This window comes from Streptomyces cadmiisoli, from assembly GCF_003261055.1.
Classification (GTDB): domain Bacteria; phylum Actinomycetota; class Actinomycetes; order Streptomycetales; family Streptomycetaceae; genus Streptomyces; species Streptomyces cadmiisoli.
This window is the reverse complement of the sequence record NZ_CP030073.1, coordinates 3187534-3200366: the sequence shown is the minus strand read 5'-3', so window position 1 is coordinate 3200366 and position 12833 is coordinate 3187534. Positions and strand designations below refer to the sequence as shown.

General features: G+C 69.1%; 13 protein-coding genes. All 13 read left to right on the top strand.

Annotated features, from left to right (window positions below):
- Positions 1–28 precede the first annotated feature (28 nt).
- The 13 genes from prmC (at position 29) to atpD (ending at position 12809) form a co-directional block, all read left to right on the top strand.
- Entirely contained in the window at positions 29–868 is an 840-nt protein-coding gene (gene prmC / locus DN051_RS13405) for a peptide chain release factor N(5)-glutamine methyltransferase (protein WP_053761956.1), read from the top strand.
- Positions 869–928: 60 nt separating this feature from the next.
- On the top strand, positions 929–1576 hold the full coding sequence (locus DN051_RS13400; RefSeq protein WP_053761955.1) for an L-threonylcarbamoyladenylate synthase: 648 nt from the start codon (positions 929–931) through the stop codon (positions 1574–1576).
- Positions 1573–2253 carry an arsenate reductase/protein-tyrosine-phosphatase family protein gene (locus DN051_RS13395; protein WP_053761954.1) on the top strand — a complete coding sequence of 227 codons (681 nt, stop codon included), beginning with the start codon at positions 1573–1575 and terminating at the stop codon, positions 2251–2253. Before DN051_RS13400 ends, DN051_RS13395 begins: the two co-directional genes overlap by 4 nt.
- 68 nt (positions 2254–2321) lie before the next feature.
- The gene (locus DN051_RS13390) at positions 2322–3569 is read left to right on the top strand and encodes a serine hydroxymethyltransferase (RefSeq protein WP_112438761.1); all 1248 of its coding nucleotides are present in this window, start codon (positions 2322–2324) and stop codon (positions 3567–3569) included.
- A gap of 339 nt (positions 3570–3908) precedes the next feature.
- On the top strand, positions 3909–5228 hold the full coding sequence (locus DN051_RS13385) for an MraY family glycosyltransferase (protein WP_112438760.1): 1320 nt from the start codon (positions 3909–3911) through the stop codon (positions 5226–5228).
- A gap of 286 nt (positions 5229–5514) precedes the next feature.
- Positions 5515–5961 (top strand): Cg1360 family ATP-synthase-associated protein, encoded by a 447-nt coding sequence (locus tag DN051_RS13380; protein WP_053761951.1) that lies wholly within the window; start codon positions 5515–5517, stop codon positions 5959–5961.
- Positions 5962–6186: 225 nt separating this feature from the next.
- The gene (atpB, locus tag DN051_RS13375; protein ID WP_053761950.1) at positions 6187–7011 is read left to right on the top strand and encodes a F0F1 ATP synthase subunit A; all 825 of its coding nucleotides are present in this window, start codon (positions 6187–6189) and stop codon (positions 7009–7011) included.
- A gap of 74 nt (positions 7012–7085) precedes the next feature.
- Complete coding sequence (gene atpE / locus DN051_RS13370; RefSeq protein ID WP_004925497.1) at positions 7086–7307, top strand: ATP synthase F0 subunit C; 222 nt, start codon at positions 7086–7088, stop codon at positions 7305–7307.
- Between the two features lie 41 nt (positions 7308–7348).
- Entirely contained in the window at positions 7349–7900 is a 552-nt protein-coding gene (locus DN051_RS13365; protein WP_053761949.1) for a F0F1 ATP synthase subunit B, read from the top strand.
- The gene (locus DN051_RS13360; protein WP_053761948.1) at positions 7897–8712 is read left to right on the top strand and encodes a F0F1 ATP synthase subunit delta; all 816 of its coding nucleotides are present in this window, start codon (positions 7897–7899) and stop codon (positions 8710–8712) included. Before DN051_RS13365 ends, DN051_RS13360 begins: the two co-directional genes overlap by 4 nt.
- Before the next feature lie 130 nt (positions 8713–8842).
- Positions 8843–10435, top strand: a complete 1593-nt coding sequence (gene atpA, locus DN051_RS13355) for a F0F1 ATP synthase subunit alpha (RefSeq protein WP_053761947.1) — start codon at positions 8843–8845, stop codon at positions 10433–10435.
- A 20-nt stretch (positions 10436–10455) separates the two neighbouring features.
- On the top strand, positions 10456–11373 hold the full coding sequence (locus DN051_RS13350; RefSeq protein ID WP_053761946.1) for a F0F1 ATP synthase subunit gamma: 918 nt from the start codon (positions 10456–10458) through the stop codon (positions 11371–11373).
- A complete protein-coding gene (gene atpD, locus DN051_RS13345; protein ID WP_112438759.1) occupies positions 11373–12809 on the top strand; it encodes a F0F1 ATP synthase subunit beta in 1437 nt (478 codons plus the stop codon). The genes DN051_RS13350 and atpD overlap by 1 nt, the downstream gene beginning before the upstream one ends.
- Positions 12810–12833 lie beyond the last annotated feature (24 nt).

Sequence of the window (12833 nt, the reverse complement as noted above, 5' to 3'; positions counted from 1 at the left end):
TGGGGGGCGACCCCCAAGCCCCCGCAGTGTGCTGCTCGCGGAGGTGGCGCAGGCCACCCAGCGGCTGGCCGACGCCGGCGTGCCCTCACCGCGCAACGACGCGGAGGAGCTCGCCGCGTTCGTGCACGGCGTGAAGCGGGGCGCGTTGCACTCCGTGCGGGACTCCGACTTCGACGCCCGCTACTGGGAGGTCATCGCGCGCCGTGAGCAGCGCGAGCCGCTCCAGCACATCACCGGCCGCGCCTTCTTCCGGTACCTGGAACTCCAGGTGGGGCCGGGGGTCTTCGTGCCGCGCCCCGAGACGGAGTCGGTGGTCGGATGGGCCATAGACGCCGTGCGCGCCATGGATGTCGTGGAGCCGCTGATCGTGGACCTGTGCACCGGCTCCGGTGCCATCGCGCTCGCGCTCGCCCAGGAGGTGCCGCGCTCGCGGGTGCACGCGGTGGAGCTGTCCGAGGAAGCGCTGCGCTGGACCCGCAAGAACGTCGAGGGAAGCCGGGTCGACCTGCGGCAGGGTGACGCGCGGACGGCCTTCCCGGACCTCGACGGCCAGGTCGACCTGGTCATCTCCAACCCGCCGTACATCCCGCTCACCGAGTGGGAGTACGTCGCTCCCGAAGCGCGGGACTACGACCCGGAACTGGCCCTGTTCTCCGGCGAGGACGGCCTCGACCTGATCCGCGGCCTGGAGCGCACCGCGCACCGGCTGCTGCGCCCGGGCGGTGTGGTCGTCATCGAGCACGCCGACACCCAGGGCGGCCAGGTGCCGTGGATCTTCACCGAGGCACGGGGCTGGGCCGACGCCGCCGACCACCCCGACCTCAACAACCGGCCGCGCTTCGCCACCGCCCGCAGGGCGCTGCCGTGAGCCGCCCGAACCCCACCCCCCGGCAGTACGTGTACTTCGTGTACGAGGAGGCCCGCTGAAATGGCACGGCGATACGACACCAACGACGCGACCGACCGTGTCACCGGTCTGCGCGAAGCCGCGTCCGCCGTTCGCCGTGGCGAGCTGGTGGTCCTCCCCACCGACACGGTGTACGGCATCGGCGCCGACGCGTTCTCCTCGGAGGCCGTCTCCGATCTGCTGGACGCCAAGGGCCGGGGGCGCAACATGCCCACGCCCGTCCTCATCGGCTCCCCGAACACCCTGCACGGCCTGGTCACCGACTTCTCCGAGCTGGCCTGGGAGCTCGTCGACGCGTTCTGGCCGGGCGCGCTGACGCTGGTCGCCAAGCACCAGCCGTCACTCCAGTGGGACCTGGGCGACACCCGGGGCACGGTCGCCGTGCGCATGCCGCTGCACCCCGTCGCGATCGAGCTGCTCACGGAGGTCGGCCCGATGGCCGTCTCCTCCGCCAACCTCACCGGCCACCCGGCGCCGGAGGACTGCGACGCCGCCCAGCAGATGCTCGGCGACTCCGTCTCCGTCTACCTCGACGGCGGCCCGACCCCCGGCATCGTGCCGTCCTCCATCGTCGACGTCAGCGGCTCGGTGCCCGTCCTGCTGCGCGAGGGTGCCCTCTCGCCGGACGATCTGCGCAAGGTCGTACCCGACCTTGAGGTGGCCAATTGACAGCCCCTGACGCGGGGCGTGGCATAGGCAACGGGGAGAGCGCGGCGGAGATCACGACGACCTTCGTGGGGCTTCCGCGCGACAGCTTCCGCATCCTCCACGTCAGCACCGGAAACGTCTGCCGCTCGCCCATCACCGAGCGGCTGACCCGGCATTTCGTGGCGGAACGGCTCGGCGTCCTGGGCGGCGGGCTGATCGTGGAGAGCGCGGGCACCTGGGGCCACGAGGGCGCGCCCATGGAGGCCAACGCCGAGACGGTGCTGGCCGAGTTCGGCGCGGACGCGTCCGGGTTCACCGGCCGGGAGCTGCTCGACGAGCACGTGATCCGTGCCGACCTCGTCCTGACGGCCACCCGGGACCACCGCGCCCAGGTCATCTCCATGGGCCATTCGGCGGGTCTGCGGACGTTCACGCTGAAGGAGTTCACCCGACTGGTGCGGGCGATAGACCCCGCCACGCTGCCTCCGCTGGAGGAGGGGCTGGTGGCGCGGGCCCGCGCGCTGGTGCGGGCCGCGGCGGCGCTGCGGGGCTGGCTGCTGGCCCCCACGGCCGAGGCGGACGAGGTCTACGACCCGTACGGTGCGCCGCTGCCGTTCTTCCGGTCCGTCGGGGACGAGATACACCAGGCGCTGGACCCGGTGGTCACGGCGCTGACCGGAGTACCCGCACGGACCTGAGAACCGCGCGTCCCACCGGTGCCGGGCCTACATTGGACGTACGTCACCGTCGACGCCCGGAGCCCACCATGCCGGTCACCCCTGCCCTTGAGGCCGATGCCGCCGACGTCCTGCGGCGGCAGGACCCCGAGCTCGCCGAGATCCTGCTCGGGGAGCTGAACCGGCAGTCCACGACGCTGCAGCTGATCGCCGCGGAGAACTTCACCTCGCCGGCCGTGCTGGCCGCGCTCGGCTCGCCGCTGGCCAACAAGTACGCGGAGGGGTATCCGGGGGCCCGCTACCACGGCGGTTGCGAGATCGTCGACCTCGCGGAGCGGGCCGCCGTGCAGCGGGCCAAGGCGCTGTTCGGGGCCGAGCACGCCAACGTCCAGTCGCACTCGGGCAGTTCGGCCGTGCTGGCCGCGTATGCCGCGCTGCTGCGCCCCGGTGACACCGTCCTCGCCCTCGGCCTGCCGTACGGCGGGCACCTCACCCACGGGTCCCCGGCCAACTTCTCGGGCCGCTGGTTCGACTTCGTGGGGTACGGGGTCGACGCGGAGACGGGGCTCATCGACCACGACCAGGTCCGCGCCCTCGCCCGCGCGCACCGCCCCAAGGCGATCGTGTGCGGCTCGATCGCCCAGCCCCGGCACATCGACTACGCCTTCTTCCGCGAGGTCGCCGACGAGGTGGGCGCCTACCTGATCGCGGACGCGGCCCATCCCATCGGGCTCGTCGCCGGGGGAGCGGCGCCGAACCCGGTGCCGTACGCGGACGTCGTGTGCGCCACCACGCACAAGGTGCTGCGCGGGCCGCGCGGCGGGATGCTGCTGTGCGGCGGGGAGCTCGCCGAACGGGTCGACCGGGCGGTGTTCCCCTTCACGCAGGGCGGCGCGCAGATGCACACGATCGCCGCCAAGGCGGTCGCCTTCGGGGAGGCGGCGACACCGGCCTTCGCGGCGTACGCCCACCAGGTGGTCGCCAACGCCCGCCGGCTGGCCGCCGGACTGGCCGAGGAGGGGCTGGTGGTCACCACCGGCGGCACGGACACCCACCTCATCACCGCCGACCCGGGCCCGCTGGGTGTCGACGGGCGGGCCGCCCGGGGCCGGCTGGCCGCGGCCGGCATGATCCTCGACTGCTGCGCCCTGCCGCACGACGAGGTCCGCGGCCTGCGCCTGGGCACCGCGGCGGTGACCACGCAGGGGATGGGGGAGCGGGAGATGGACCGTGTCGCGGCCCTGCTGGGCGGCGTCCTGCGCGCCGAGACGGACCCGCAGCGGGCCCGCGCGGAGGTGCGGGAGCTGACCGGCGGATTTCCGCCGTATCCGCAGTGAACAGCGTCGGAAGAACGCCGGCCGCAGGGCGAGGGTGAGTCCGGCGGGGGTCCGGTGCTCTGGCATCGGGTCGTCCGAAGACCGCCGTCGACGAGAACGCCGAGACGCTCGCCACATATGAGAAGCGGAGCGAGAAGCGTCCGCGCTGCGCCGGCTGACGCGGTCCGGCCCGGGCGACAGGCGTGCGTCCGCGCGACACCGCGGCACAGGAGCGCGCCGCGCGGCACGGGGTACCCAGCGCACTGTGCAACCATCGTCGCTACCCGGAAGTCCCCATCCATATGCCTCCCTCGCTAGGGTGTGAGGCTGAGATGGCCAGCGAGACCTGTGGGGAAGCCCGTGCGTGAATACCTGCTGACGCTCTGCATCACGGCCGCGGTGACGTATCTGCTGACCGGGCCGGTGCGTAAGTTCGCGATCATGGCCGGAGCGATGCCGCAGATCCGGGCGCGTGACGTGCACCGCGAGCCCACCCCGCGGCTCGGCGGGATCGCGATGTTCTTCGGCCTGTGCGCGGGCCTGCTGGTCGCCAACCACCTCACCAACCTCAGCCAGGTCTTCGAGAACTCCAACGAACCGCGGGCCCTGCTGTCCGGGGCCGCGCTGATCTGGCTGATCGGCGTGCTGGACGACAAGTTCGAGATCGACGCCCTGATCAAGCTGGGCGGTCAGATGATCGCCGCCGGCGTCATGGTCGTGCAGGGCCTGACCATCCTGTGGCTGCCCGTGCCGGGTGTCGGCACGGTCGCGCTGACCCAGTGGCAGGGCACCCTGCTCACCGTCGCGCTCGTGGTCATCACCATCAACGCGGTGAACTTCGTCGACGGCCTGGACGGTCTGGCGGCGGGCATGGTGTGCATCGCGGCGTGCGCGTTCTTCCTGTACGCCTACCGCATCTGGTACGGCTACAACATCGAGGCGGCCGCCCCCGCCACCCTCTTCGCCGTGATCCTGATGGGCATGTGCCTGGGCTTCCTGCCGCACAACATGCACCCGGCGCGGATCTTCATGGGCGACTCCGGATCGATGCTGATCGGCCTGGTGCTCGCGGCGGGCGCGATCTCGGTCACGGGGCAGGTCGACCCCGACGTGATGAAGCTGTTCTCCGGCTCCGAGCGCAACGCCGTGCACCAGATGGTGCCCGTCTACATCCCGCTGGTCATGCCGCTGACGATCATCGCGATCCCGGCCGCGGACCTGGTGCTGGCGATCGTGCGGCGCACCTGGCGCGGTCAGTCGCCGTTCGCGGCGGACCGCGGGCACCTGCACCACCGGCTCCTGGAGATCGGCCACTCGCACAGCCGCTCGGTGCTGATCATGTACTTCTGGTCCGCGCTCATCGCCTTCGGGGCGCTGGCCTACTCGGTGAACTCGGCGTCGATGTGGATCGTGCTGGGCATCGTGTTCCTCAGCGCGATCGGGCTGGCCCTGCTCCTGCTGCCGCGCTTCACGCCGCGCGCCCCGAAGTGGGCCGAGCACTTCGTGCCGCCCCGCTACCGCCGCCGCAAGGCGCTCGCCGAGCCCGCCGTGAACACTCCGGAGCAGGGCGAGACGGCCGAGGCGCCGGCCGACGAGGAGGACCGCACTCCCGTCGCCGCGGGAGTGGCCGGCGTCAACGGCGCAACAGCCGTCGGCCCCCGCTCGCGCTTCTCAAGGTAAGAATCTGACTAAAGCATTGCCAAGACGTGGGGGAAGGAACCGGCCCAATAGCAGACAACTCGGCCTGGTTTCTGCACAGACGCGCGCCATCACTCTCATGTGTGACAGCAGGCACACCTCCAGGTAAAGACCTCATCAAATAGTTTGTGATACCGTTCACGAGAACCCCCGGACAGAGCCGTAAGGACCGCAGTGCGACGGTCCACCGGCCCAGAGGTTCTCTCTCACCCGGGACTACGCTCGTCCATGACGACACCTGCCCCCCTTTGAAAGCGGAGTTGCCGCCATGCCGTCCAACGACGTCCGGATTCTGGCCCAGGCCGCTGTGCCCACAGCTGCTGTCGGCGCTGCAGCCGCCGTCGTCAGTGCGGTGGTTGCCGGTGGCGAAGGGGCGATCGGGGCGGTCGTCGCGACCCTGGTGGTGATCCTCTTCATGGGGATCGGCCTGTACGTGCTGCAACGCACCGCCAAGTCGCTTCCGCATCTCTTCCAGGCCATGGGCCTGATGCTCTACGCGGCGCAGATCCTGCTGCTGTTCGTCTTCGTCGCGGCCTTCAAGAACACGACGCTGTTCAATCCCCGGGCGTTCGCGCTCACGCTGGTCGTCGGCACCCTGACCTGGATCGCCGCGCAGACGCGTGCCCACATGAAGTCCAAAATCCTCTACGTCGAGCCCGACTCGGAAGCCTCGCCCAAGGGCGACAGGTCCGAAAAGTCGGGGCGCTCGTCGTGAGAGGTAGGGCCGGGATAAAGGTGCATGAGAGACCCTGCTATCGTCCGGTGCCAACTGCGGCATCGCGGGCGCGGGCATCCGAGCTGACGCCTGCTCGAACGCGAGGCGTGATGCCCCACAGCCGCCCCCACATCCGTAACACCAGTCCCGTGCCGAACCGCGGCTGCGCGCCGCGCCGACACAACGAGGTTGCCGTACCTATGCGCCACGACGAAGGAGCCCGCGGTGAGTGCTGACCCGACGCAGGTGCTCGCTTTCGAGACCGACTGCCACCTGTTCGACGGTTGTGGCTTCCCGGCTCCGGGCCTGCACTCGTTCCTCTTCGAGCCGCTGTGGGGCAACGCCGACGGCAACGGCCTCTACTTCAACAAGCCGATGCTGCTGGCCCTGCTGGGCTCCATCATCGTGGTGGTCTTCTTCTGGGCGGCGTTCGCCAAGCCCAAGGTGATCCCGGGCAAGCTGCAGATGGTCGCCGAGGCCGGCTACGACTTCGTCCGCCGCGGCATCGTCTACGAGACGATCGGCAAGAAGGAAGGCGAGAAGTACGTTCCGCTCGCCGTCGCCCTCTTCTTCTTCATCTGGATGATGAACCTCTGGTCGATCATCCCGGTGGCCCAGTTCCCGGTGACCTCGATCATCGCCTACCCCGCCATCCTGGCCCTGATCGTCTACATCACCTGGGTCTCCCTGACGTTCAAGCGGCACGGCTTCGTCGGCGCCTTCAAGAACTTCACGGGCTACGACAAGTCGCTCGGCCCGGTGCTCCCGCTGGCCATGACCATCGAGTTCTTCTCGAACCTGCTGGTCCGCCCGTTCACGCACGCGGTCCGACTCTTCGCGAACATGTTCGCCGGTCACACCCTGCTGCTGCTGTTCACCATCGCCACCTGGTACATGCTGAACGGCATCGGCATCGCGTACTCGGCCGTCTCGTTCACGATGGTCATCGTCATGACCGCGTTCGAGCTCTTCATCCAGGCCGTCCAGGCGTATGTGTTCGTCCTGCTGACCTGCACCTTCATCCAGGGCGCGCTCGCCGAGCACCACTGAGCACCCCGCTTTCGAACCCCACACTCGTCCGGTGGCCAACCCCCACCGGTCCGTAAAGAGAAGGAAGAACTGGCATGTCCAACCTTGCTGCTGTCACCGGTGACCTCGGTTCCGTCGGTTACGGTCTCGCGGCCATCGGCCCGGGCGTCGGCGTTGGCATCATCTTCGGTAACGGCACCCAGGCCCTCGCCCGCCAGCCCGAGGCGGCCGGCCTGATCCGCGCCAACCAGATCCTGGGCTTCGCCTTCTGTGAGGCGCTCGCCCTGATCGGTCTCGTCATGCCGTTCGTCTACTAAGACGAGCCCGACGACCGTCCCATTTGACGAAAGGCACTGATGTGACTACCGCCCTGGTTTTCCTGGCGGCTGAGGGTGAGAAGGAGAACCCCCTCATTCCGCCGTGGCCGGAAGTTGTCATCGGCCTCATCGCTTTCGTCATCGTCTTCGGCTTCCTCGCCAAGAAGCTCCTCCCGAACATCAACAAGGTTCTGGAAGAGCGTCGCGAGGCCATCGAGGGCGGTATCGAGAAGGCCGAGGCCGCGCAGACCGAGGCCCAGAGCGTCCTTGAGCAGTACAAGGCCCAGCTCGCCGAGGCCCGGCACGAGGCCGCGCGCCTGCGCCAGGAGGCGCAGGAGCAGGGTGCCGCGCTCATCACCGAGATGCGCGCGGAGGGACAGCGGCAGCGTGAGGAGATCATCGCTGCCGGCCACTCCCAGATCGAGGCGGACCGCAAGGCCGCTTCGGCAGCGCTGCGCCAGGACGTCGGCAAGATCGCCACGGAGCTGGCCGGCAAGCTGGTCGGTGAGTCCCTGGAGGACCACGCCCGGCAGAGCCGCGTGATCGACCGCTTCCTTGACGAGCTCGAGGAGAAGGCCGAGGCCGCGCGATGAACGGAGCGAGCCGCGAGGCCCTGGCAGCCGCACGCGAGCGTATCGACGCGCTGACGGACGCCACGTCCGTGGACGCGGCGCGGCTCGCCGACGAGCTGGCCGCCGTCACCGCGCTGCTCGACCGCGAGGTGTCGCTGCGTCGGGTCCTGACCGACCCGGCGCAGGCCGGTGAGGCCAAGGCCGAGCTGGCCCAGCGCCTGCTCGGCGGGCAGGTCGGCGGCCAGACCCTCGACCTGGTGTCCGGCATGGTGCGCTCCCGCTGGTCGCAGTCCCGCGACCTGGTGGACGCGATGGAGGAGCTGGCGGACGTCGCCGACCTCACCGCGGCCCAGACGTCGGGCACGCTCGACGACGTGGAGGACGAGCTGTTCCGGTTCGGCCGGATCATCTCCTCCAACACGGAGCTGCGCGCCGCGCTCACCGACCGCAAGGCCGAGCGCTCGGCCAAGGTCGAGCTGCTGCACCGGCTGCTCGGCGGCCGGGCGAAGCCGACCACCGAGCGTCTGGTGACGCGCCTTGTGACCGCGCCGCGGGGACGTAGCCTGGAAGCGGGACTGGAGTCCCTGTCCAAGCTGGCCGCCGAACGCCGGGACCGCCTGGTCGCCGTCGTCACCTCGGCGGTACCGCTGAGCGACACGCAGAAGCAGCGCCTGGGCGCTTCCCTGGCGAAGCTCTACGGCCGCCACATGCACCTCAACATCGACGTGGACCCCGAGGTCCTCGGCGGGATCCGGGTGCAGGTCGGCGACGAGGTCATCAACGGTTCCATCGCGGACCGCATCGAGGACGCCGCCCGCCGCCTGGCGAGCTAGCAGCAACTCAATACGCACCACGTACGTAACGGCCCAGTTGGGCCGTGCAGAGGATTCACCTCGTCCAGGGGGGAGTCCCCATCCCCCCAAAGTGAAACTTCGGGCCCAACAAGGAGAGCAGGGAACCCAGATGGCGGAGCTCACGATCCGGCCGGAGGAGATCCGGGACGCGCTGGAGAACTTCGTCCAGTCGTACAAGCCGGACGCGGCCTCGCGCGAGGAGGTCGGTACGGTCACCCTTGCCGGCGACGGCATCGCGAAGGTCGAGGGTCTGCCCTCGGCCATGGCCAACGAACTGCTGAAGTTCGAGGACGGCACCCTCGGCCTCGCCCTCAACCTCGAGGAGCGCGAGATCGGTGCCATCGTCCTCGGTGAGTTCAGCGGCATCGAGGAGGGTCAGCCGGTGCAGCGCACCGGTGAGGTGCTCTCCGTGGCCGTCGGCGAGGGCTACCTCGGCCGCGTCGTCGACCCGCTCGGCAACCCGATCGACGGACTCGGCGAGGTCGAGACCTCGGGCCGCCGCGCCCTTGAACTGCAGGCCCCCACGGTCATGCAGCGCAAGTCGGTGCACGAGCCCATGGAGACCGGCTACAAGGCCGTCGACGCGATGACCCCGGTCGGCCGTGGTCAGCGTCAGCTGATCATCGGTGACCGCCAGACCGGCAAGACCGCCCTGGCCGTCGACACGATCATCAACCAGCGCGACAACTGGCGCTCGGGCGACCCGAAGAAGCAGGTCCGCTGCATCTACGTCGCCATCGGCCAGAAGGGCTCGACGATCGCGTCGGTCCGCCGCGCGCTGGAGGAGAACGGCGCGCTGGAGTACACGACCATCGTCGCCGCCCCGGCCTCCGACCCGGCCGGCTTCAAGTACCTCGCCCCGTACACCGGCTCGGCCATCGGCCAGCAGTGGATGTACGAGGGCAAGCACGTCCTGATCATCTTCGACGACCTGTCGAAGCAGGCCGACGCCTACCGCGCCGTGTCGCTGCTGCTGCGCCGCCCGCCGGGCCGTGAGGCCTACCCGGGTGACGTCTTCTACCTGCACTCCCGGCTGCTGGAGCGCTGCGCGAAGCTCTCCGACGACATGGGCGCCGGCTCGATGACCGGTCTGCCGATCGTCGAGACCAAGGCCAACGACGTCTCGGCGTTCATCCCGACCAACGTCATCTCCATCACCGACGGCCAGTGCTTCCTGGAGTCGGACCTGTTCAACGCCGGTCAGCGCCCCGCGCTGAACGTCGGTATCTCCGTCTCCCGAGTCGGTGGTTCCGCGCAGCACAAGGCGATGAAGCAGGTTTCCGGCCGTCTGCGCGTCGACCTCGCCCAGTTCCGTGAGCTGGAGGCGTTCGCCGCCTTCGGTTCCGACCTGGACGCCGCGTCGAAGGCGCAGCTGGAGCGCGGTCAGCGCATGGTCGAGCTGCTGAAGCAGGCCCAGTACCAGCCGATGTCGACCGAGGACCAGGTCGTCTCGGTGTGGGCGGGCACCACCGGCAAGATGGACGAGGTGCCGGTCGCCGACATCCGCCGCTTCGAGAAGGAGCTGCTGGAGTACCTGCACCGCAAGGAGCAGGGCCTCATGACCTCCATCAAGGAGGGCGGCAAGATGTCGGACGACACGCTCCAGTCCGTCGGCGAGGCCATCGCGGACTTCAAGAAGCAGTTCGAGACCTCCGACGGCAAGCTGCTCGGCGAGGACGTCCCGGCCGCTGCGGGCAAGTGACGACGGAAGGGACCTGACTCATGGGAGCCCAGCTCCGGGTCTACAAGCGTCGCATCAAAACCGTCACCGCGACCAAGAAGATCACGAAGGCGATGGAGATGATCGCCGCCTCGCGCGTCGTCAAGGCGCAGCGCAAGGTGGCGGCCTCCACGCCGTACGCGCAGGAACTGACCCGCGCGGTGACCGCGGTCGGTACGGGCTCGAACACGAAGCACGCGCTGACCACGCAGGCCGAGACGGTCACGCGGTCCGCGGTGCTGCTCCTGACGAGCGACCGCGGGCTGGCCGGCGCGTTCAACTCCAACGCCATCAAGGCGGCGGAGCAGCTGACCGCGCGCCTCGAGCGTGAGGGCAAGGAGGTCGACGCCTACATCGTCGGCCGCCGTGGTGTGGCCCACTACCACTTCCGTGAGCGCAAGATCGCGGAGTCGTGGACGGGCTTCACCGACGAGCCGACGTACGCGGACGCCAAGAAGGTCGCGGCCCCGCTGATCGAGGCCATCGAGAAGGACACGGCCGACGGCGGCGTGGACGAACTCCACATCGTCTTCACCGAGTTCGTGTCGATGATGACGCAGTCGGCGCTCGGCGACCGGCTGCTGCCGCTCAGCCTCGAAGAGGTCGCGAAGGAAGCAGCCCCCAAGGGCGAGATCCTTCCGCTGTTCGACTTCGAGCCCTCGGCGGAGGACGTCCTCGACGCCCTGCTGCCGCGCTACGTGGAGAGCCGTATCTACAACGCGCTGCTCCAGTCGGCCGCTTCGAAGCACGCCGCCACGCGGCGCGCGATGAAGTCGGCGACCGACAACGCGGGTGAGCTCATCGAGACGCTCTCCCGTCTTGCCAACGCGGCCCGCCAGGCCGAAATCACCCAGGAAATCAGCGAGATCGTCGGTGGCGCGAGCGCTCTCGCCGACGCGACCGCGGGGAGTGACCGCTAATGACCACCACTGTTGAGACCGCGACGGCTACGGGCCGCGTCGCCCGGGTCATCGGCCCGGTCGTCGACGTGGAGTTCCCCGTCGACGCGATGCCGGACATCTACAACGCGCTGCACGTCGAGGTCGCCGACCCGGCGAACCAGGGCGAGAAGAAGACGCTGACCCTGGAGGTCGCCCAGCACCTGGGTGACGGCCTGGTCCGCACCATCTCCATGCAGCCCACCGACGGTCTGGTCCGCCAGGCCCCGGTGACCGACACGGGCAGCTCCATCTCCGTGCCGGTCGGCGACTTCACCAAGGGCAAGGTGTTCAACACCCTCGGTGAGGTGCTCAACGTCGACGAGTCGTACGACGGCGAGCGCTGGCCGATCCACCGCAAGGCCCCGAACTTCGACGAGCTCGAGTCGAAGACCGAGATGTTCGAGACCGGCGTCAAGGTCATCGACCTTCTCACCCCGTACGTCAAGGGTGGAAAGATCGGTCTGTTCGGTGGTGCCGGCGTCGGCAAGACGGTGCTCATCCAGGAGATGATCTACCGCGTCGCCAACAACCACGACGGTGTGTCGGTGTTCGCCGGTGTCGGTGAGCGCACTCGTGAGGGCAACGACCTCATCGAGGAGATGTCGGAGTCCGGCGTCATCGACAAGACCGCGCTGGTCTTCGGCCAGATGGACGAGCCCCCGGGCACCCGTCTGCGCGTGGCCCTCGCCGGTCTGACCATGGCGGAGTACTTCCGCGATGTGCAGAAGCAGGACGTGCTGTTCTTCATCGACAACATCTTCCGCTTCACCCAGGCCGGTTCCGAGGTGTCGACCCTGCTCGGCCGTATGCCCTCCGCGGTGGGCTACCAGCCGAACCTGGCCGACGAGATGGGTCTCCTCCAGGAGCGCATCACCTCGACCCGTGGTCACTCGATCACCTCGATGCAGGCGATCTACGTCCCCGCGGACGACCTGACCGACCCGGCCCCGGCCACCACGTTCGCCCACCTCGACGCGACGACGGTTCTGTCCCGTCCGATCTCCGAGAAGGGCATCTACCCGGCCGTGGACCCGCTGGACTCCACGTCCCGCATCCTGGACCCGCGCTACATCGCGCAGGACCACTACGACGCCGCCATGCGCGTCAAGACGATCCTGCAGAAGTACAAGGACCTCCAGGACATCATCGCGATCCTCGGTATCGACGAGCTGGGCGAGGAGGACAAGCTCGTTGTCCACCGTGCCCGTCGCGTGGAGCGCTTCCTGTCCCAGAACACCCACGTCGCCAAGCAGTTCACCGGCGTCGACGGTTCGGACGTGCCGCTGGAGGAGTCGATCGCCGCGTTCAACGCGATCTGCGACGGCGAGTACGACCACTTCCCGGAGCAGGCGTTCTTCATGTGCGGTGGTATCGAGGACCTGAAGAAGAACGCGAAGGAGCTGGGCGTCTCCTGAGCCGGAACCTGGGACGGGCCCGAC